We start from the raw sequence: 19879 nt of genomic DNA on the forward strand, positions 1-19879 counted from the left end.
TTTATGTCTACACACATAAATAAACGTTTACAGGAAATTGAAAAAGAATATAATGTAGAAATTTTGTTTGCATGTGAATCAGGGAGCCGTGCTTACGGACTGGACACGTTAGCGAGTGATTTTGACGTCCGCTTTATATATAAATATAAAGCATCACGCTATCTTCATCTCAATAGACCTCAAGAGGTCATTAATGTAGCAGAAGGCAATTATGATATGCAAGGGTGGGATTTGTACAAAACCATTTATTTGTTTACAAAATCAAACCCTTCGCTTTATGAGTGGCTATGGTCGCCTTTTGTTTATTATCAAAAGTCATCGTTTGCTGAGCCACTCCGGCAAATGATGGCTCAATCATATTCCTTAAAAGCATTGGGATATCATTATTTTAAAATTTTAACGATAAATAGTAAAAGAAATCTGACATCTTCTGTTACAATAGAGGATATAAAAGTGATGCTCCAACTGATTCGTGCATTTTTATCACTGAAAGTAGTAGTAAAGCAGCGCAGTTTCCCTGTCATTTTATTTGCCGATTTATGTAAGCAGGCAAATCTCGACGATAGGCAGCAATCCATCATTGAGCAATTTGTACAATGCAAGATAAGCGGGAAAGTCGCTTTTAATGAAAAGATGAAAAACTTTTTGGATAGCATTAAGAAAGAATCTGCAGCGATAGAAAAAAACTTAAAAGAATTACCGGAAAAGCAAATCAGTTATGAGGACATTAACTTATTTTTACTAACTCAGCATAATATAATGGAGGAACGAACATGAGTGTACATAAAGAAATTTCAGCCCATTCTAAAAAACAGCACGAATTAGTACGTGCTTTTGCCAGCTTAGAAGCTCGACGTGAGCAAGCTATTGAAGCAGCTGTGCTTCTCTGCAAAGAAGGGAAGCCCTTTTCTGTAGACGGTATTAACGCTGTAACAGCAGAAATTAATGAGCTGTCTCAAAAATATACCATCATTCCAGGCCGTAAAGTAGTGACGGAAGAAATGGTTAAAGAGTACGTAGCAAGAATATAAACGTGCTAAGCTCTGGTGTTTTTACCTTAATTTGAACAGGATATGACGTGCCGCTTGATCCATACTAATAGTGTACCAACGAGGTACAAATAGGAGGAGATAGCGATGGGTCGTCAAAAATTAGGTAATAAAAATGCGCAAGCGAATAACAATGCAAAGCATAATTATAACCAAGAGTTCTCTTCTGAGTTTAAAGCAAATCAGGCTCAAAAAGCAAAGCGTGCAAAAAGTGCAAATGACACTTATGCTGGGGAGTTTGCTTCTGAGTTCAACGTGCAACAAAACCAAAATAATTCTGTTAACAAGAAGTTAGAAGCTAATAAAAGTGCAAATAATCAATATGGACAAGAATTCGGCTCTTATGCTGAAGTTGAATCTGCCAAAATGAATAATGCTGCACAAAAAAAGCGTAAAAAATAACAGAACTGTTTCCAAAAACGCCGGGATTAGTCTGCTCTGTCAGCAGATTAGCCCGGCGTTTTTTGTTGGGCAATATTTGCTTGGGTACAAGATGTCAATCCATCGCAAACTATAGATGAGGTGAAGCAATATGAATAAAGGAATTGTCATTGCTCTTTCATCAATCGGTTTAGCACAAGCTTTAAAAATCCCAATTAAAAAGTATCAAACAGGAAAATGGGATATGCGGATGATTGCTGCGTCGGGTGGAATGCCAAGCTCTCATTCAGCCGGCGTATCTTCTTTGGCTACCTATGTAGCATTAAAAAGAGGTGTTTCTACGATTGACTTTGCGTTAGCATCTGTTTTTGGAATTATTGTGATGTACGATGCACAAGGAATTCGAAGGCAGACTGGCGAAATTACTATTAAAGTGAATACGTTAGATGAAGAAATTGAAAAGCTTGCGGGTCTTCCAGACGGAGGCTTTCACGATTTGACGGAACAGCGCTTGAAAGAAATGCTTGGTCATCAGCCAGAAGAAGTGATTGGCGGAGCCATTTTAGGAGTAGCACTTGGAGCAATTGGCTATTTTTTAGAAGGGAAATCATAGTCAAATAGCCAAAAGTAAGCTAAGATAAAGAAGAACCTTTGCAAAAGGATGGGACGAAAAAGTGACAAAAACAGCTCAAACCGTTGAAGAGTATCTTCTTTATCTTGAAGAAAAAGGCTTTCATTTAGCAGAAGATGCACGTGGATTTATTTCATTTGGTCAGCAGTATACGCGTGCAGCTGACGAGATGGTCATATTTACAATTGAATGGACACTAAAAGTACAAAAAGAATTTGACGGCAGTTTTTTTGTATCGCTCCTCGAGAATTTGACATCAAATCGTATTAGCAATCAAAAACAAGCCATTCAATATTTAAAGTCATCAGGTATGATTTAAGCAGGATTACATTCCTGCTTCTTTTTGATTAATGGCTTGTCTGGCCAGCTGATCAGCACCTGCATTTTGAGAGCTAGGGATCCACTTTATAAAAAATAAATCAAATTGACTGGACAATTTGAGGGCTTCTTCCAGTAAAGGAGCAAACGCTTTATTTTTAACGTATTCTTGGTTCATTGCGCGGTCTACTAGCTGAGAGTCTGTTCGAAAAGATACGCTCGTATACTTTTTTTCTAAACAAATTTTTAATGCATGAAGAAGTGCATGGTACTCTGCTTCATGATTCGTCATTGTCCCAAGAGCAATAGCGTAACGATGATGTTCACCATTTCCTTTAATTAAAATACCAGCTCCAGAAGGACCAGGATTGCCAGCAGTGGCTCCGTCTATATAAACTTCAATCATCATACAGCCTCCTTGTTAAAACAATATAAGCTTAAACCATGTTTTTTCATCAATAGTATTGTATCATAAGTACTTCAGCTATTTTATATTAGCACGTATAAACGCTAAAATCCGCTTATTAGGTAAGAAAACTGTCATGAAAAGACATAATAGAAGATAAAATACAAAAAAGCAGAAAAAGTGTTGAATTCAAAATTGCTGATGAAAGGAATGCTCGTTATGAATTTCCAAATTGAATGGCATTATAAATCCTCGAAACATAAACAGTTAATTTTCACATCCGATTTCACAGATGCGAATGAGGCGCTAATGATTGTGGGTGATTTAGAAAAAACAGGTCGAACGAAGGAAATTTTTCTACTTGATGAGCAGCAGCAAAAATGGACTGTAAAAGAAGCGAAAAAGCTCTTACAGGAAGTACAGACAGAGCCTCACGATATTGTGGCATATTTTGACGGAGGCTATGAGCATGATACGCTTTTAGCGGGGCTTGGGGTTGTGATTTATTTTAAACAGAACAACCAGTCTTACCGAATACGACGAAACTCAAGACTGCAAGAGATAGAATCAAATAATGAGGCAGAGTATGCTGCTTTTTATTATTTAATACAAGAGCTTGAGGAACTTGGTGTTCATCATATACCGGTAACGTTTAGAGGTGACTCTCAGGTTGTATTAAATCAGCTTGCAGGGGAGTGGCCCTGTTTCGAAGAAGAGTTTAATCGGTACTTAGATCGAATAGAAGATAAAATGCAGGAACTTGGTATCCGACCGGTATATGAGCCTATTTCAAGGAAGGAAAATGAAGAGGCCGACCAGCTTGCGACTCAAGCTCTTCAAGGGATACCAATTGCTAGCAGGAAGCAAGTGTAACACACAGAACGAAATGGAGATGAACGAGAGTGGAACGTAAACAATTATTAGAAGAAGTAACGGAGTTATTGGATTACTACTGTAGTGATTGTTTTGTAAAAAAAACGTTTAACAAAGAAAAGGGCAAAACATACGCTCAGACGTTTTGTATTAAAGAGTGTACCGTAGGAGAAAAGATTAAGCAGTATGGAGATTTGCTGACTAAAAAGTAAGCGTGTATAATTTGTCGGCAGCAGCTTCATTCTATCCATATGGAGGTGTTCTTTCAATGGATAAGTTTTCAAATGAAGAAGTAACAACAGGATATAATGATTTAAAGCAAGTAGAAGTGTCCATTCAATCTGCTCAAAAGATGATTGGGACAGCTACGATGAGTATGAGTCCTCAGCAGCTTGAAGAGGCAACGAATGCGCTTAATGATGCAAAAGCACAGCTTCAATCTGCCAAAGCTCATGGCACAGGAGTAGACGAGCAATTTCTTCAGCAGTGCATGCAGTCTATTCAAACATGTGACCAGCAGCTTACTGAGGCCAAACGCTAGGTATAACAAAAAAGAGACTCAGAAAAGAGTCTCTTTTACTATAAAATAAAAAGATCTATTTATGATAGCTTAGTGACATTAGCGGCTTGTGGGCCTCTATTGCCTTCTACAATTTCAAAAGATACCTCTTGTCCTTCTTCCAAGGATTTATAACCTTCGCTTTGGATGGCAGAAAAATGTACAAATACGTCGCTTCCGCCTTCAACTTCAATAAAGCCATAGCCTTTTTCATTGTTGAACCATTTTACTTTACCATTTTGCATAACTTGAATCCCCCTAGTACTGTGCAGCATCATGCTGCTGAAACTCGAATTATCATTTCCAATAGAGGTAAATGATTGTTTATATTATATAATAAGAAGAAATAAAATTTCAATATTAAAATTTAACTTTTCTGAAAATTAAATTTTATTTAACGTGGACATAGTCTATTTTTAATAAAAAAATTTCTCGTGAGATGAAAAATAACTGAAAATTTAGTTTATAATAAAAGTATAGTCAGCATAATTTTAACGCGGTGATAAGGAGTGGGTCGTGTATGTATCGTACACAAATAAATGGAAAAGAAATCATTTTGTTATTTTCAACGCTCGAAGCAGCAAAGAGCCGCAGCAGCCTAGAGAAAGAACAAATTTATAAGCGCGTATTGCATTTAAATGAGCAGCTGTTAATGTTTCAAAATGGAACAAGCTTCACCATTGGTGATCCGTTAGGATTAATTGTAGCTCAAGTGAAAAAAAGCGATTTGACAACCATATATATCGAACATATTATTGATAAACAGTTTATGTATGATGGAGATGGTCATCGAGGTGAAGTAGTGTAATAAGATGACGCCTATATATGAAGAAGCGTACGGAGATACTCGTACGCTTCTTCATATATGGGATTAAAAACATGTGTTTTTACAAGTATTAACAAGAATAAATAACAAAGTTCAATAAATTAAAGAAGAACAGTGAAACCATGAATAGCAATTACCTTTTTAGCTAAAAAATATAGATACACATCATCTTATGTAATGAGATAGTTAAGCTTTGAAATCAATGAACACGAGAAGTTTTATAAAGCTTAAATTGAAAAACGTGTGATTGTGACGTTAATTAGAAGTAAGGTTTGGAGGACGCTATGGAAAGTAGAAAAAAATTGGATTTACTTGCTCTTGCTTCTGTGCCACTTATCATGACCCTCGGAAATTCAATGTTAATTCCGGTGTTGCCGGTGATTGAAAAACGTCTACAGATAAGCTCGCTGCAGGTATCCATGATTATCACGGTCTACTCAATTTTCGCTATTTTTTTAATCCCGATTGCTGGTTATTTATCAGATCGATTTGGCCGCAAGAAAATTATTATTCCTAGTTTGTTGCTTGCTGCAGTAGGAGGGGCTTTAACAGGCTGGGCTTCATGGCAAATGGCCAATCCATTCTGGGTTATTTTAATTGGCCGCGCGATTCAAGGAATAGGTTCAGCAGGGGCTATGCCTGTTGTGATGCCTTGTGTAGGAGATATGTTCAAAGACGAGCAAGAAATTACAAAAGGACTAGGTTTAATTGAAACAGCCAATACGTTTGGGAAAGTACTAAGCCCAATACTGGGAGCTTTTTTAGCGGCTATGATTTGGTTTCTTCCTTTTTGGTTCATTCCTATTCTTTGCCTTATTTCGATTCTTTTAGTTATCTTTTTAGTAAAAGTTCCGAAAAATGATAGTTCTTCTGAATCTGAACAAAAAAAGAAAAGTATCACGCAGTTTTTGAAGGATTTGAAGAAGACGCTCAAAGAAAATATTGGATGGCTTATGGCTATTTTTATTTTAGGCGCCATTATTATGCTTGTATTATTCGGGGTTTTATTTTACCTATCGACCATACTAGAGGAGCGTTATCATATTGTGAATACGAAAAAAGGCTTGGTAATGGCTATTCCTTTGCTCGCTTTATCTATTTCTTCTTTTGTGGCGGGGAAAAAAGTTGGCAACAATAAAATCGTTATGAAGTGGTCTGCTTTTTTTGGCTTTTTATTGTTAACATGTTCTTTCATCATTTTATTTTTTAATACGTCTCTTTTTAGTATTTTACTCACTTTAGTGCTTGGTGGAATTGGAATTGGAGCAGCTCTTCCCAGTCTTGATGCACTTATTACAGAAGGAATTGAAAAGGAAGAGAGAGGAACCATTACGTCTCTTTACAGTTCGATGCGCTTTGTCGGAGTAGCAGCTGGGCCTCCTCTTTATACATTGCTTATGAAGTGGTCGGACATGGCTGTGTTCCAAACGTCTCTAGGGGTTAGTGCAGTAGGTGCCATTTTAGTTTTAAAAGCTATCAAACCAAAACCTGAAGGCGGCGTAAAACTGAAGAAAGCTGAAGTGTGATTTTACGGAGCTGTCTTATGATAAAAGACAGCTCTTTGCTATTTAAAGACCCGTCAATATGCTTAAATTTATATTGTGTCTAGAAAAAATCCTTGAAATTTCTTATACTTCAATTTATAGACAGCAGATGTAATAGTTCTTATTTTATTGAATAAGGTGGTTTTGAATTGAGTATAAATTATCAGAAATTAAAAAGCATGGTGGATCATTATCAAATATTTGATCTTGTAGCGTATATAACAGAAGAAGTACAAAGCCTTCAACCAAAGAGCCTTGCGGGGATTGTGAAAGAATGGTTGACACACTTACAAACGGAAGAAGAGCTGTACGAGCTTATCCGCTTTTGTGATGAGGCTTTATTAAATCGTTTAAGCCGAATGTTAACGACATATGGCTATCGTCGATTTGGCTCGATTCGAATGGTGACTCTTTATTGCGATGATCTCCTGCGCGAAGGCAAGATACTTGACGCTGATGATAGACTTTCTTTATTAATTTCTCAGCTGGATACGGAATCAGTTAAAAAGGAACAGCTTGAGAAAATCTATTTTTTAAAGGTAAGAATTCTTTTAGAAATGAAACAAGTGGATGAAGCTTCTAAGTGGATGAAACAAGTAACGTCACATAACCAAAAGGGTATGGCTGACAGATGGGGCTATTTTTATTTGCAGCTCAACGACAGAATGAAAGCTGAAGCCTGCTTAAAAGAAGGAACGGCATATAAGGAGAATGGAGATTTTTGCTATGCAATGCTAGCGGACTTATATGCGTACGAAGGGAAGCATGAACAAGCGCTTGAAACAATTAACGAGGCTATTGTTCGCTATCCACAGCTTCCGTCTTTATATATGGATAAAGTCATGCGATTAAAAGATTTAAAAGAGTATTCTCTCTTGCTTGAAACGATTGAATTTATCGACTCAAAGTTACCCTATCACGATTATCAAGATTTTTTTACGCTGCTGCGCGCCGACATTTATTTTGAACAGCAGCAGCAATCTCAGCTTATGCATCTGCTCTCGACCAAGCGATGTTTAAAAGATTCACCTTATCAAAAATTAATCGGAAAGCATACAGACGATAAATTCAGTACAATCAAGCTTCCGATTGTACCCATCGTTCAAAAAGATAATTATTGCGTGCCAGCCAGTATGAGTATGATGTTAAGGCTTTTACATACCGAAAAAACACAGGATGAGATTGGAACGCGTATTTACGGCGGCTTAGGATCCAAATTATCAACTGCGGTGAGCTACTTTGAATCTCTTGGCTTTGCAGCGATGTTTTTCACAGGCACAGTTGAACAGTTTAAAGAACTATTAGACAAAGGGCTGCCTATTTTGGTCAGTCTGGAATTTGAACAAGCTTCCCACGTTCAAGTTGTATTTGGCTACGATGATGAACTTGAACTTTTCCATGTACAAGATGCTAATTTTCTAAGTCCAACATATGTAGAATATAAAAATTTTGATCAGCATTACGCTAATTCGGGGTTTTTATCAATTGTTGCTTCTAAAGCGGCAGCGGATCTCGCTTCACTTTCTAAAGAGCAAGATGAGTTTATCCGTCAGCTGTATGACTTAATCGAACTAGTTGAAGCGGATGAAGAGGCCCACATTAACGATCTCGTTTCTTTATTAAAAGCAAATGAGCATGTTCCATTTTCCACTATTTACAGTATGAAGCATTTGTACAGAAAAGAGCATGAAGCCTATATTCGTACGTGTATTAATCATGTGTTAGAGAAATATAGCAATCATGATTATCTTAAGCTTCACGCCGCATATGCCTTTTTTAAACTTGACGACAGTAAGGGAGCATCTTCCTTGTTACACCACATAGATAACAAAAAGCATAGCTCTTTTTATCACTATCTTAAAGGAAGAATTGCGCTGGATGAAGAGAAATATGATGAGGCTGTTGAAGCACTGCGCAGCTCGCTGCAATTAGACGTAGAGCAGCATTTGAACTGGAGCTATCTAGCACTTGCATACATGTACCAGGGAAACCTCGAAAAGGCTTTTGAATGCTCGACTATTTCCTTAAATATGTATAGTGATGAATCTTATACACAAATCAATCACGGACTTATTTTAATGGAGAAAGAAAGATACGCAGAAGCCAGAAATCTTTTCGACGCGTTATTAAAGGAAAACCCAAAAGATGCGCACAGCTGGTTTGAAAGAGCCCGTTGTGATGAACATTTAAAAAAGTTTCGTAAAGCTTACCGGGGGTTTCAAGTAGCTAAACAGCTTTTGCCGACTGTTCCTTATCCATATCTTTCGATAGCTGATTTGCTACAATATCAACTAGAAAAAACGGACGAAGCTGAAAGCTATCTCAAAGAAGGCATGAAGCATCTACCGGGCGACATGACAATTCGAGGAAGACTAGGCGATTTATACGTCGCGAATCAAAGGTACGAAGAAGCTATTGCTCTGTATAAAGAAGGCTTAAAAATAGAGGAAGATGCCCTTATGTATTTGGGGTTATCTTATGCGTATTTAGAAACAGGTGAACATTTAACGGCCGTTGATACGCTCACGCTTATTGCGCAGAAGTTTTCATCGAACAGCGACGTCATGTTGGATGCAGGCAGCATGCTTTTAGATGCAGCAAAACAAAAGGAGCTAGACAATCAAACGTTAGAGTTTGGATTTGCTCTTTATGAAGAAGGAATTCATTTTGCTCAAACAGCGTTAGATGAAGTGTTAGAAGCATATACGGGTTATTTAGAAGACACGGCGTTATTGACTCGTGGAATTAAGTTTTTAACTGCAGAACATCAAGAGCACCCTAATGAGATTTTGTACATGTGCTATTTAGGCATATTATACGAACAGGTCAAGCAGCTAACAAAAAGTGAGAAGCTTTATCATCAAGCGCTTCGTATCAAGCAAGATGCTTTGCCATATTATCGGTTAGGTGAAATATATCAATCAATGAATCGCATCACTGAAGCAAAAGAGGCCTTCCAAAAGTGCTTAACTCTTGATAAAACATTTGAAGCCGCTTGTATGAAGCTTGCCGAAATGGCTTGTGAAGAACAAAATCGAACGGCTGAAAGAAATTGGCTGCTTCAATGGATACAGCTGAATCCTATGGAAGTAAACGTTGAGCACGTAGCTTCACTTTGTGAAACAGAGAAAGAGTATGAAGAGCTGTTAGAGGTATTAAAGAGCGTAGAGGAAATTGTGCTACCTCAATGGCTCGCTGACAGCCAGGCTCATGTGTATCGTCTAAAAGGAGACATTTCACAGGCTGAAGCGTATCTAGAGAAGGCTCTTGAACTAGATCCACAGAATCCTGCTATTCGCCATCATCAGGCAAAATGGCTCATCATGGAACAGAGATATGAAGAAGCTAGAAAAGTTCTTACAGAGTTGCTAAGTGAGGATCCGGAAGATTACGCTCTATTTCAAACATTCATGTCTAGCTTTCCAAATGGAAAAAAACTGTCCGGGCTTACGGCAGATTTAAAAAAGATAAAAATGGAAAAACAAAGCAAAAGTTTGTTATTTAAAAACGCAGCCGAGGCTTTAAATGAGTATGCCGATTCGGTCGTAGAAGAGCAGCAAGGATCTATCTTCAAACGAAGCTTAGCAAAATTCAAAGCAAAAGCAAAAACGGTTACGCTGCTTGGCTTAACGATTGAATTGTATGAACTTGCCATAAAAACGGATCGAAATAATAAAGAGGCTGTGCATGCATTTGCGGCTTTTTACGAAGAGAAAGGGTTGATTGAAGATAGCATCACCGTGCTGAAAAAATCGCTGCATCAAAGCTGGGATTTTGATGTTGCCTATCATTTAGCCAATATACTCGTTAATATCCAAGAAAATGAACAGGCTGCACATGAAGCGCTAAACTTAGTTCAAAAACTTCTCAAACAGCAGCCAAATCATATAGATTTGCAGATATACCGAGCATTTATTTTGAGTAACCTTGAAGAGGTAGAAAAATCAGAGGCTGCTTTTCAAGAATTACTTCAGCAGGAGATTTATCAGCCTGACATATATGCAGGACTAGCAAAACTGTATAATAAAACGGAACGTTATCATGAAACTGTTCAGCTTCTTCAAAAAGCAATTGAACAGCATCAAGAGTATGAAGGAATGTATACCGATTTAGGTATCGCGTATCATTTAGAAGGTGAAACAGAAGCAGCAGCTTCGCTTATGATAACCAGAGTAGAAAGCGGAGACGAAGATCTTTTTATTCGCTATAACTTGGCATGCTACCTAGCTGTTCTTGGAAAAACTGCCTCTGCTCAGGAAGAGTTGGATTATGTTTTAGCGCACGATGAAACGGGAGAATTTTATGAAATGGCTATGGAAGACGATGAACTAAAAGGATTAACGGTAAAAAGGTAAAAAAAGAAGCTGAGTTTCAGCTTCTTTTTTTTTATCCCTCTTTTGCATCTTGTCTTTTCAACGAAAGTGATTCGAAAATTTCCAGTGCAAGAATGATAATGGTACCAAGAACTAATCCATTGCTTAAAAACGTAGTAACTAAAGGAGGAAGTGTTGAAAAAGCTTGAGAAGGCAAAAACATAACCCCTATCCCCGACAGCAGCGCAATACCTGCTTTTTTCATTGCTTTTTCGGGCTGTTTGGCATGCTTGAATTCTCCAATTCCAAGAGCCATCATACCTGTAAAAACAGGAAAGATTGCCGCATATCCGACGGCAGGAGGAAGAGCGGACATAATGGATGTTAAAGGGGTAAAGATACTCAGAAAAAGCAAAAGACACGATGCTACAATAAAAGGAACTCGGCTATAAATATTTGTAGCTGAAATAAATCCACCGGAACCTGAAATAGGAACGGCACCGACACCTGAAAACAATCCTCCAAGCAGCTGGCTTATACCCGAAACCATCCCGGAACGTTTAATATTGTCTTTTTCAATTTTTTCTCCTTTGTGTTTATAAACAGACTCAACAACACGAATAGAAGCGAGCATGTTTGTAATTAAAATGAGTGTTACAAAAAAAGCAGTAACAACCATATTCCATTCAACGCGAGGAGCTCCGAATACAAACACTTTAGGTATGTAAAATAACTGCGCCTGAAATTCGATAGGTTTAGCTAACCCTAACATTGCAAATACTCCCCAGCCTACACCAATACTAATAATAATGCTGAGTTTATTTAACGTCCGGTGTGATAATAAATAAAAAGTCAGCAGCAAAATCGCAGCTGAAGTCAGCGCAATTGGAAGTTTAATAGCTGAATTCGTTTCTGTAATGCCAAACATTCCTTTTAAAAAGGAACCGCTGAGCTGCGTCACTAATAAAATTAAATATGTACCGGTAACCGTTGGAGTAAAGTATTTTGCTAGTTTATCAATGAGACCAAACAGGCTCATTAAAATAGCAATTATCCCGCTTATAAGAAGGGTGAACTGCAGCACGCGAAGCGTTTCGGAGTGAGAACCAAACAGAACGGTTCCAAGACTCGCATACAGAGAAAAGACGCCCCACCAAACGCCAGCTGGCCCTTCCATGATTGGGTATTTATGCCCTATAAATACCTGCAAGAGCCCGGATAAAGCCAAAATAAATAACGTTCGCTGTAAAAATTGAATAGAATCTGCTGCGTTTAAATGAAACTGAGAAGCAATTACAATAGGAACAATCATACTATTAGAAATCATAAATAAAAACCATTGTAGCGAAGCAATGGAAACTCGAAACATTCTTAACACCTCAATTAATGCCGACGAGCGGCTGAATGAACCAACAGGTTGCTCTATTATTTTACCATGGGATTTCCAATTTGTAAGCGATATCTTGTTAAAAGGATGACGAGTAAAATGTCAAAAGATTCAATATATTGTTGTAAAAAGAAGAAAGATAATTTATAATTTTCTTACAATTATAAATTATAAACATAAGAATAATTTATAATGAACTGACTAACAGTCAAGGAAGGAGGAGGGATAAGACAAATGAAACTATACCTGTCGGTTGATATGGAAGGAATTACGGGACTCGTCGATCACACAAATGTTCTGCGAGAGAAAGAGAATTATGAAAGAAGCCGCAAAATAATGACGGATGAAGCGAATGCAGTCATTTATGCAGGGTTTAGAGAAAAGTGCTCAGAAGTTGTGGTAAATGACAGTCATTCGAGTATGAATAATCTCCTTGTTGAACGGCTTCATCCAGAAACTCAGCTTATTTCAGGAAGCGTAAAACCATATTCAATGGTACAGGGATTAGATCAGACTTTTGATGGTGCTATATTTCTAGGGTATCATGCTAAAGCATCCATGCCTGGTGTCATGTCTCATTCAATGATATTTGGTGCTCGCAATATGTACATAGACGATATGAATATTGGAGAGTTAGGCTTCAACGCATACGTCGCAGGCTATTACGGCGTGCCAGTTTTAATGGTAGCTGGTGATGACCAAACGGCGCTGGAAGCACAGCAGCTTATTCCAAACGTGACGACTGCTATCGTCAAACAGGCCATTTCACGTTCTGCAGCCAAAACATTAACCCCTAAGAAAGCAGAACAATTACTTCAAGAAAAAACAGCCGCAGCTATTCAGCACAAACACCTTGTTAAACCTTTAATTCCACCTAAACACCCAACCTTACGAATAGAATTTGCAAATTATGGTCAAGCAGAGTGGGCGCATTTAATGCCGGGCACAGAAATTGAACCTGGAACGACGACCGTTCGGTTTCAAGCAAAAGATATTTTAGAAGCTTATCAGGCCATGCTTGTTATGACTGAATTAGCTACGCGCACAACATTCTGTTAGAAGGTGGGATAAAGGTGAAAAGTTATATTTTAAAGCGATTTTTATCCATGCTTGTTACGCTGTGGGTAATTGTGACCTTAACCTTCTTTTTAATGCATTCGATTCCTGGATCTCCATTTAATGAAGAACGAGCGACAAGCGATGCAGTTCAAAAAAACCTGGAATCATTTTATCACTTAGATGAGCCGCTAGTTGTGCAATATGTTCTTTATTTGAAATCCATTGTTACCTTTGACTTTGGTCCTTCTATTAAACAGCCGTCTCAAACGGTTAACGACCTTTTAGGAAGAGGGTTTCCCGTGTCATTTGAACTTGGAATGGTGACGTTAATTCTTGCGGTGATTTCCGGTATTACACTAGGCATTATCGCTGCTCTTAGAAGAAACGGAATAATTGATTACATTGCGATGAGCATAGCAGTTATCGGATTGTCGATTCCAAATTTTGTTATGGCCACGTTGTTAATTCAACAGCTTTCTGTTAATTTTAAAATTTTACCCGCTGCTACGTGGACGAGCCCTTTACATATGATTCTTCCGACTCTAGCTCTTGCCACAGGTCCTATGGCTATTATTGCACGTTTGACTCGCTCAAGCATGATAGAAGTACTGACTCAAGATTATATTCGAACAGCGCGTGCAAAAGGGCTTTCGCCAATGAAAATTGTATTTAAACACGCGCTTAGAAATGCTTTAATGCCTGTTATAACAGTTCTTGGAACGATTGCAGCCAGCGTATTAACTGGCACATTTGTTATTGAACAAGTCTTTGCTATTCCTGGCATGGGGAAATATTTTGTGGACAGTATTAATACGAGAGACTACCCCGTAATTATGGGCACTACGGTCTTTTACAGTTCGATTCTCATCATTATGCTTTTTTTAGTAGACATTGCTTACGGAATACTTGATCCACGAATCAAACTGTATAAGAAGGAGGGATAACGTGCTGGAAAAACAGGAGTATAAGCAAATTCCTGATGAGTGGTTTACGCCAAAGAAAAAAAAGAAATCTGAAGCCGAAGCAGTTGTAAGGCCGAGTCTTTCTTATTGGCATGATGCATGGCGCAGGCTTGTAAAAAACAAGTTGGCCATGCTGGGTCTCTTTTTTTTAGTCATCCTCGTTGTGATGGCTATATTCGGTCCTATGTTTTCACCCTACAGCGTAACGAAAGCCTCTTTTACAGAGCAAAACCTTCCTCCTTCAGCTAGTCATTGGTTTGGAACGGATGACTTAGGCAGAGATATGTACACTCGGACATGGTACGGGGCTAGAATCTCTTTATTTGTAGGGCTGATGGCAGCGCTTATTGATTTTATCATCGGTGTCATTTACGGGGGCTTCTCAGGCTATAAAGGAGGAAAAACAGATAATGTCATGATGCGCGTAATTGAAATTTTATACGGTCTTCCTTATTTATTAGTGGTAATTTTACTAATGGTAGTCATGGGACCCGGGCTTTCTACGATTATTGTGGCACTTTCCGTTACAGGTTGGATCGGGATGGCGAGAATTGTACGGGGGCAAGTATTGCAAATAAAAAACTATGAATACGTGCTTGCATCCAAAACGTTTGGAACAAAAACCAGCCGTATCATTAAGCGAAACCTGCTTCCAAATACGATGGGACCGATTATCGTTCAAATGACACTAACCGTACCAACTGCCATTTTTGCTGAAGCTTTTTTAAGCTTTTTAGGGCTGGGTGTACAGGCTCCTTATGCGAGCTGGGGAGTAATGGCAAACGATGGTTTATCAACGATTCTATCAGGCTATTGGTGGCGTTTGTTTTTTCCCGCGTTTTTTATTTCTCTTACCATGTTTGCTTTTAATGTCCTTGGAGACGGACTGCAAGATGCACTTGATCCGAAATTAAGGAGGTAAGCAAATGGAAAAAATAATCCGAATCAAAAACTTACACGTACAGTTTTCAACTTACGGAGGGCAAGTTCAAGCTGTAAGAGGCGTTAGTTTTGATTTACATAAAGGAGAAACCCTAGCGATTGTAGGAGAGTCAGGTTGCGGAAAAAGCGTAACGTCTCAAAGTATTATGAGGTTAATTCCAACACCTCCGGGCAGGATCACAAGCGGCTCTATTTTATTTAAAGACCAGGATTTAACAAAACTATCAGAAAAGAAAATGCGAGACATTCGAGGCGCTGATATTTCGATGATTTTTCAGGATCCTATGACTGCGCTTAATCCAACTCTTCGCGTAGGTGAGCAAATTGCAGAAAATATTATGCAACATGAAAACATTTCAAAAGAAAAAGCCAAAGAAAAAGCATTTGAAATGCTGGAGCTAGTCGGAATTCCAAATCCTAAAGAACGCCTAAAGCAATATCCTCATGAATTTAGCGGGGGAATGAGACAGCGTATTGTCATTGCAATGGCCCTTGTATGCAACCCCGAAGTGCTAATTGCTGATGAACCTACCACAGCCCTTGACGTCACGATACAGGCGCAGATTTTAGAATTATTTAAGGATATTCAGCAGAAAACGGATGTCTCCATTGTTTTAATTACCCATGATTTAGGTGTAGTTGCTCAGGTAGCTGACCGTGTTGCCGTAATGTATGCAGGAAAGATTGTAGAAATTGGAACAAGAAGAGACATCTTTTATACGCCGCAGCATCCGTATACAAAAGGATTGCTGCGTTCAGTTCCTCGGTTAGATCTATACGAAAGTGAGCTTGTGCCTATTGCAGGCTCACCTCCCGATTTATTTGCACCTCCATCCGGATGTTCGTTCGCACCTCGCTGTCCTTACGTAATGGAAGTGTGTGATCGCATGTATCCTACGTCGACAAAGCTGAAAGAAAGTCACCAAGTGCACTGCTGGCTTCAAGATGAGAGAGCCCAAAAATTTGTAACAACTATAAGCTAGATTTATAGATGAATAGCGAACTTATGAAAGAGGGGAAAATGATGAAAAAAATAGGGTCTTTACTAATGATGTGTGTACTTATATTTGCACTTGCTGCCTGTACGGCCACAAAAGATTCAGGCGCGGAGCCAGAAAAGGAAAGCAGTACAGCAAAAGAAGACGGTAAGGTCCTTTATATGAATAATGGCGCAGAACCTACGTCTTTTGATCCGCCTATTGGGTTTGATTCATATTCATGGAATATGCTTAATAACTTAATGGAGGGGCTGACTCGTTTAGGAAAAAGCGATGAGCCTGAAGGAGCAATGGCCGAGAAATGGGATATTTCTGACGATAAAAAAGTCTATACATTTCATTTGCGAAAAGATGCTAAATGGTCAAATGGAGATGACGTAAAAGCAAGTGATTTTGTGTTTGCATGGAAGAGGCTGTTAGATCCTAAGACTGGTTCTCCAGCGGCGTTTTTAGGCTATTTCATTCAAGGTGGAGAAGAATTTAATACGGGTAAAGGCAGTGCTGATCAAGTAGGAGTCAAAGCGCTAGATGACAAAACTTTTGAAGTTACGCTTAAAAGTCCGCAAGCCTATTTCTTAAGCGTAGTTTCCAATCCAGCGTTTTTTCCAATTAATGAAAAAGTAGCAACAAAGAATCCGAAATGGTTTGCAGAAGCAGATTCGTTTGTTGCTAATGGTCCTTTCAAATTAACTCAATGGAAGCATAACAGTAATCTAGTAATGGAAAGAAACGATCAGTACTGGGATGCTAAAAATGTAAAGCTCGATAAGGTAAAATGGGCAATTGTTGAAAATACAAACACAGAATACCAAATGTATCAAAATGGAGAACTAGATGTTTCTGAAATTCCATCGGATTTAAGTGAAAAGCTGTTGAAAGATGGAGATGTTCATATCGAAGACCAAGCGGGAACTTACTTCTATCGCTTTAACTTAGATAAAGAGCCCTTTCAAAACAAAAATATCCGTAAAGCATTCGCAATGGCTGTAGATCAAGATCAAATTGTTAATTTTGTTACAAAAAATAAAGAAAAACCAGCTCGCGGGTTTGTATCATACGGATTTAAAGATGCAGATGGAAAGGATTTCCGTAAAACAGGCGGCGACTTACTAAAAACAGATGGCAAAGAAGCAAAAGCACTTCTGAAAAAAGGAATGAAAGAAGAAGGATATAAAAAGCTGCCAGCTATTACGCTAACATACAGTACAGACGATACACATAAAAAAATAGCAGAAGCACTTCAGCAAATGTTCAAAGAAAATCTAGGTGTAGATGTGAAGCTTGCCAATATGGAATGGAATGTTTTCCAAGAAGAACAAAAAGCGTTAAAGTTTCAGCTGTCACGAAGTTCGTTTTTAGCTGATTATGCAGATCCAATCAACTTTTTAGAGAGCTTCCAGACGGGTCATTCAATGAACCGTACAGCTTGGAGCAATAAAGAATATGATAAGTTAATTAAACAAGCTATGAATGAAACTGATAATAAAAAACGTTTTGAGCTTATGTATAAAGCAGAAGGTATTTTATTTGATGAGATGCCGATCATTCCTATTCATTTCTACAACTATGTGTTTTTAATAAAAGATAACGTATCTGGAATTGTTCGTCATCCTGTTGGCTATTTAGATTTGAAGTGGGCAGATAAACAGTAAAGTGGAACTTTTCGTCAGAGGGGATTTCAATTCCCTTCTGACCCAAGTTTCACTTTCTTCATTTCTTTACACAAAAGGAGTGTAGCAAATGATCAAACCAAAACGATTAAAAAAAGGTGATACAGTAGCTGTTATTGCACCTGCTAGTCCGCCTAATCAGCACAATCTAAAAAAAGGACTAGAATATTTGAAGGAAATAGGATTAAACGTAGTAACGGGTGCGCATTTATATAAAAAAAACGGGTACTTGGCAGGGACTGATGAACAGCGAGCAGCCGATATACATGCGATGTTTGCCAATAAGGAAGTAAAGGCAATTATCTGTGCATGCGGAGGGTACGGGACTGCTAGGCTTGCCTCGCAATTAAACTACAATTTAATTAAGCAAAACCCAAAGATTTTTTGGGGATATAGCGATATTACGTTTTTACATACCGCTATTCATCAGCGCACAGGTTTGGTTACCTTTCACGGACCAATGCTTTCGTCGGATATCGGAAAAGAAGATGTTCATATAGAGACGAAGCAAGCTTTTTATCAATTATTTTCTCACCGTTCTTTTTACTATACGGATCAAATTAGCCCGCTCGACACTATTTGTGAAGGAGAAGCAACTGGTCAGCTGATAGGAGGAAATCTGACTTTGCTCGTGAGCACGCTTGGCACTCCATTTGAACTAGATACGAAAAATAAAATTTTATTTATTGAAGATATTGACGAAGAGCCGTATGAAATTGACCGCATGATGACACAGCTGTATATGGCCAATAAACTGCAGGATGCAGCGGGAATTCTTATCGGAGATTTCCATAACTGCTATCCTAAAAAACGTACAGAGTCGCTTTCACTAGAAGAGGCATTAACAAGTTACCTGACTTCTTTAAAAAAGCCTGTTATGAGAGGATTTCGCATCGGGCATTGCTCGCCTCAAACAGCTGTGGGAATTGGAAGTTATGCCACGATGTCGACTTATGAACGAATGGTGGAATTTGAATCCGGTATTACATTACCAAAAGATAAAGTCGAACGCTGAAGGTTAAACCTGCAGGGAGGAGAAATAAGTGATGGATAAAAAAGCGTATTACGTTTGTGTAGCTGTGGCGACTGTTTGGACTTCCTATGACTCTAGCAGAGAAATAGATGACAATGCAACAAGTGTCCCAGTAAAACTAGATAAATGGCTGGAGCAATTAACGTATACACGTCGGTTGGAGCTTTGTGAGAAAAATTTAGTTCAAACGCAGCTGTTACTAGGAGAAGAAGTATATGTAACGGAACTGAAAGGTAAATGGGCAAAAATCGTTATTCCTTCTCAGTTTTCTTCTAAAGATGAAAGAGGATATCCCGGGTGGGTTCCTTTCCACCAACTGATTTCCCAAGCTGAATATTCTCCATTGAATAAGCCAACGGCAGTGGTATCAGCAGCGATTGCGACACTGCAGCTAGCGGAAGAAGCCTTGCAAATTAGTTATCAAACGCAGCTGCCTCTTTTAAAAGAAGATAAAGAATGGCTAGAGGTTCAAACACCGGTTGGCACTGGGAGAATAAAACGTCAAGATGCTGTTGTAATAGAGGATAGAAACCGTAAAACAACAAAAGGAACTGGAGATATGATTATTGCAGCAGGAGAACAGTTTTTGAATCTTCCATATTTATGGGGGGGTATGAGTGCTTGGGGATATGATTGTTCCGGGTTTGCCTATGCTACTCATAAAGCAAACGGCTATCTTATTCCAAGAGATGCCACCGATCAAGCAAGGAAAGGCAAAGAAGTAGGATTAGACTCTATTCAACCCGGAGATTTATTGTTTTTCGCTTATGAAAAAGGGAAGGGGTCTATCCACCATGTTGGTATTTGTTATGGCAGAGGAAAAATGCTTCATTCACCTAAAACGGGTAAAACCGTCGAACTGATTGAATTAAAAGGAACGCTTTATGAAGAAGAGCTGTGCGCAGCCCGGCGCTATTATTAGGAGGTG

The 19879-nt window shown here is 38.5% G+C and carries 21 protein-coding genes; 18 read left to right on the top strand and 3 right to left on the bottom strand.

Annotated elements, in window-relative coordinates; genetic code table 11:
* Positions 1 to 3: 3 nt before the first annotated feature.
* The 5 genes from MKX72_RS07480 to MKX72_RS07500 all read left to right on the top strand — a co-directional run bounded on the left by MKX72_RS07480 (position 4) and on the right by MKX72_RS07500 (position 2380).
* Complete coding sequence (locus tag MKX72_RS07480) at positions 4 to 777, top strand: nucleotidyltransferase domain-containing protein (protein ID WP_033578452.1); 774 nt, start codon at positions 4 to 6, stop codon at positions 775 to 777.
* On the top strand, positions 774 to 1031 hold the full coding sequence (locus MKX72_RS07485; RefSeq protein WP_013082381.1) for a DUF2533 family protein: 258 nt from the start codon (positions 774 to 776) through the stop codon (positions 1029 to 1031). Before MKX72_RS07480 ends, MKX72_RS07485 begins: the two co-directional genes overlap by 4 nt.
* 105 nt (positions 1032 to 1136) lie before the next feature.
* Complete coding sequence (locus MKX72_RS07490; protein ID WP_013056168.1) at positions 1137 to 1451, top strand: hypothetical protein; 315 nt, start codon at positions 1137 to 1139, stop codon at positions 1449 to 1451.
* Between the two features lie 130 nt (positions 1452 to 1581).
* Positions 1582 to 2043, top strand: coding sequence for a divergent PAP2 family protein (locus MKX72_RS07495; protein ID WP_013056169.1), 462 nt, complete (start codon positions 1582 to 1584; stop codon positions 2041 to 2043).
* Positions 2044 to 2104: 61 nt separating this feature from the next.
* A complete protein-coding gene (locus tag MKX72_RS07500; RefSeq protein ID WP_013082383.1) occupies positions 2105 to 2380 on the top strand; it encodes a DUF6123 family protein in 276 nt (91 codons plus the stop codon).
* 6 nt (positions 2381 to 2386) lie between these two features.
* On the opposite strand, the gene MKX72_RS07505 is transcribed toward MKX72_RS07500, so the two are convergent.
* Positions 2387 to 2785: a reverse transcriptase-like protein gene (locus MKX72_RS07505; RefSeq protein WP_033578453.1), complete on the bottom strand. Its 399-nt coding sequence runs from the start codon at positions 2783 to 2785 to the stop codon at positions 2387 to 2389.
* A gap of 219 nt (positions 2786 to 3004) precedes the next feature.
* Between MKX72_RS07505 and MKX72_RS07510 the strand changes: the two genes are divergently transcribed.
* From MKX72_RS07510 to MKX72_RS07520, 3 genes are read left to right on the top strand one after another with little or no spacing between them, the layout of a single operon-like run.
* A complete protein-coding gene (locus tag MKX72_RS07510; RefSeq protein WP_028414031.1) occupies positions 3005 to 3658 on the top strand; it encodes a ribonuclease H family protein in 654 nt (217 codons plus the stop codon).
* Positions 3659 to 3687: 29 nt separating this feature from the next.
* Positions 3688 to 3870: a zinc-finger domain-containing protein gene (locus MKX72_RS07515; RefSeq protein WP_013056173.1), complete on the top strand. Its 183-nt coding sequence runs from the start codon at positions 3688 to 3690 to the stop codon at positions 3868 to 3870.
* A gap of 56 nt (positions 3871 to 3926) precedes the next feature.
* On the top strand, positions 3927 to 4199 hold the full coding sequence (locus MKX72_RS07520; RefSeq protein WP_028414030.1) for a DUF2564 family protein: 273 nt from the start codon (positions 3927 to 3929) through the stop codon (positions 4197 to 4199).
* A 59-nt stretch (positions 4200 to 4258) separates the two neighbouring features.
* On the opposite strand, the gene cspD is transcribed toward MKX72_RS07520, so the two are convergent.
* Positions 4259 to 4462, bottom strand: a complete 204-nt coding sequence (gene cspD, locus MKX72_RS07525) for a cold-shock protein CspD (protein ID WP_013056175.1) — start codon at positions 4460 to 4462, stop codon at positions 4259 to 4261.
* Between the two features lie 275 nt (positions 4463 to 4737).
* Between cspD and MKX72_RS07530 the strand changes: the two genes are divergently transcribed.
* The 3 genes from MKX72_RS07530 to MKX72_RS07540 all read left to right on the top strand — a co-directional run bounded on the left by MKX72_RS07530 (position 4738) and on the right by MKX72_RS07540 (position 10942).
* Positions 4738 to 5025, top strand: a complete 288-nt coding sequence (locus tag MKX72_RS07530; protein ID WP_028414029.1) for a hypothetical protein — start codon at positions 4738 to 4740, stop codon at positions 5023 to 5025.
* Positions 5026 to 5327: 302 nt separating this feature from the next.
* Complete coding sequence (locus MKX72_RS07535; protein WP_028414028.1) at positions 5328 to 6569, top strand: MFS transporter; 1242 nt, start codon at positions 5328 to 5330, stop codon at positions 6567 to 6569.
* Positions 6570 to 6736: 167 nt separating this feature from the next.
* Positions 6737 to 10942 carry a tetratricopeptide repeat protein gene (locus tag MKX72_RS07540; protein ID WP_098627147.1) on the top strand — a complete coding sequence of 1402 codons (4206 nt, stop codon included), beginning with the start codon at positions 6737 to 6739 and terminating at the stop codon, positions 10940 to 10942.
* Between the two features lie 31 nt (positions 10943 to 10973).
* Here MKX72_RS07540 and MKX72_RS07545 read toward each other — a convergent pair whose 3' ends face one another.
* Positions 10974 to 12269, bottom strand: coding sequence for a purine/pyrimidine permease (locus tag MKX72_RS07545; protein ID WP_034266563.1), 1296 nt, complete (start codon positions 12267 to 12269; stop codon positions 10974 to 10976).
* 252 nt (positions 12270 to 12521) lie between these two features.
* On the opposite strand from MKX72_RS07545, the gene MKX72_RS07550 reads away from it, so the two are divergent.
* The 7 genes from MKX72_RS07550 to MKX72_RS07580 all read left to right on the top strand — a co-directional run bounded on the left by MKX72_RS07550 (position 12522) and on the right by MKX72_RS07580 (position 19873).
* Positions 12522 to 13346: a M55 family metallopeptidase gene (locus MKX72_RS07550; protein WP_033578456.1), complete on the top strand. Its 825-nt coding sequence runs from the start codon at positions 12522 to 12524 to the stop codon at positions 13344 to 13346.
* A gap of 14 nt (positions 13347 to 13360) precedes the next feature.
* Positions 13361 to 14290: an ABC transporter permease gene (locus MKX72_RS07555; RefSeq protein WP_080963405.1), complete on the top strand. Its 930-nt coding sequence runs from the start codon at positions 13361 to 13363 to the stop codon at positions 14288 to 14290.
* Positions 14274 to 15230 carry an ABC transporter permease gene (locus MKX72_RS07560; RefSeq protein ID WP_176344786.1) on the top strand — a complete coding sequence of 319 codons (957 nt, stop codon included), beginning with the start codon at positions 14274 to 14276 and terminating at the stop codon, positions 15228 to 15230. Before MKX72_RS07555 ends, MKX72_RS07560 begins: the two co-directional genes overlap by 17 nt.
* Positions 15231 to 15234: 4 nt before the next feature.
* Entirely contained in the window at positions 15235 to 16233 is a 999-nt protein-coding gene (locus MKX72_RS07565) for an ABC transporter ATP-binding protein (RefSeq protein ID WP_028414022.1), read from the top strand.
* 23 nt (positions 16234 to 16256) lie between these two features.
* On the top strand, positions 16257 to 17900 hold the full coding sequence (locus MKX72_RS07570; protein ID WP_098627148.1) for a peptide ABC transporter substrate-binding protein: 1644 nt from the start codon (positions 16257 to 16259) through the stop codon (positions 17898 to 17900).
* Positions 17901 to 17988: 88 nt separating this feature from the next.
* A complete protein-coding gene (locus MKX72_RS07575) occupies positions 17989 to 18933 on the top strand; it encodes a S66 peptidase family protein (RefSeq protein ID WP_034266565.1) in 945 nt (314 codons plus the stop codon).
* A 31-nt stretch (positions 18934 to 18964) separates the two neighbouring features.
* Positions 18965 to 19873, top strand: a complete 909-nt coding sequence (locus MKX72_RS07580; RefSeq protein WP_098627149.1) for a C40 family peptidase — start codon at positions 18965 to 18967, stop codon at positions 19871 to 19873.
* The last annotated feature ends 6 nt before the right edge of the window (positions 19874 to 19879 follow it).

This window comes from Priestia sp. FSL R5-0597 (assembly GCF_038006305.1).
GTDB lineage: Bacteria > Bacillota > Bacilli > Bacillales > Bacillaceae_H > Priestia > Priestia zanthoxyli.

Bases quoted from the DNA above. Each gene is read 5' to 3' on its own strand.
- MKX72_RS07480 (WP_033578452.1), top strand. From the start codon at position 4: ATGTCTACACACATAAATAAACGTTTACAGGAAATTGAAAAAGAATAT.
- MKX72_RS07485 (WP_013082381.1), top strand. From the start codon at position 774: ATGAGTGTACATAAAGAAATTTCAGCCCATTCTAAAAAACAGCACGAA.
- MKX72_RS07490 (WP_013056168.1), top strand. From the start codon at position 1,137: ATGGGTCGTCAAAAATTAGGTAATAAAAATGCGCAAGCGAATAACAAT.
- MKX72_RS07495 (WP_013056169.1), top strand. From the start codon at position 1,582: ATGAATAAAGGAATTGTCATTGCTCTTTCATCAATCGGTTTAGCACAA.
- MKX72_RS07505 (WP_033578453.1), bottom strand. From the start codon at position 2,785: ATGATTGAAGTTTATATAGACGGAGCCACTGCTGGCAATCCTGGTCCT.
- MKX72_RS07510 (WP_028414031.1), top strand. From the start codon at position 3,005: ATGAATTTCCAAATTGAATGGCATTATAAATCCTCGAAACATAAACAG.
- MKX72_RS07520 (WP_028414030.1), top strand. From the start codon at position 3,927: ATGGATAAGTTTTCAAATGAAGAAGTAACAACAGGATATAATGATTTA.
- cspD (WP_013056175.1), bottom strand. From the start codon at position 4,462: ATGCAAAATGGTAAAGTAAAATGGTTCAACAATGAAAAAGGCTATGGC.
- MKX72_RS07530 (WP_028414029.1), top strand. From the start codon at position 4,738: ATGTATCGTACACAAATAAATGGAAAAGAAATCATTTTGTTATTTTCA.
- MKX72_RS07535 (WP_028414028.1), top strand. From the start codon at position 5,328: ATGGAAAGTAGAAAAAAATTGGATTTACTTGCTCTTGCTTCTGTGCCA.
- MKX72_RS07545 (WP_034266563.1), bottom strand. From the start codon at position 12,269: ATGTTTCGAGTTTCCATTGCTTCGCTACAATGGTTTTTATTTATGATT.
- MKX72_RS07550 (WP_033578456.1), top strand. From the start codon at position 12,522: ATGAAACTATACCTGTCGGTTGATATGGAAGGAATTACGGGACTCGTC.
- MKX72_RS07565 (WP_028414022.1), top strand. From the start codon at position 15,235: ATGGAAAAAATAATCCGAATCAAAAACTTACACGTACAGTTTTCAACT.
- MKX72_RS07570 (WP_098627148.1), top strand. From the start codon at position 16,257: ATGAAAGAGGGGAAAATGATGAAAAAAATAGGGTCTTTACTAATGATG.
- MKX72_RS07575 (WP_034266565.1), top strand. From the start codon at position 17,989: ATGATCAAACCAAAACGATTAAAAAAAGGTGATACAGTAGCTGTTATT.
- MKX72_RS07580 (WP_098627149.1), top strand. From the start codon at position 18,965: ATGGATAAAAAAGCGTATTACGTTTGTGTAGCTGTGGCGACTGTTTGG.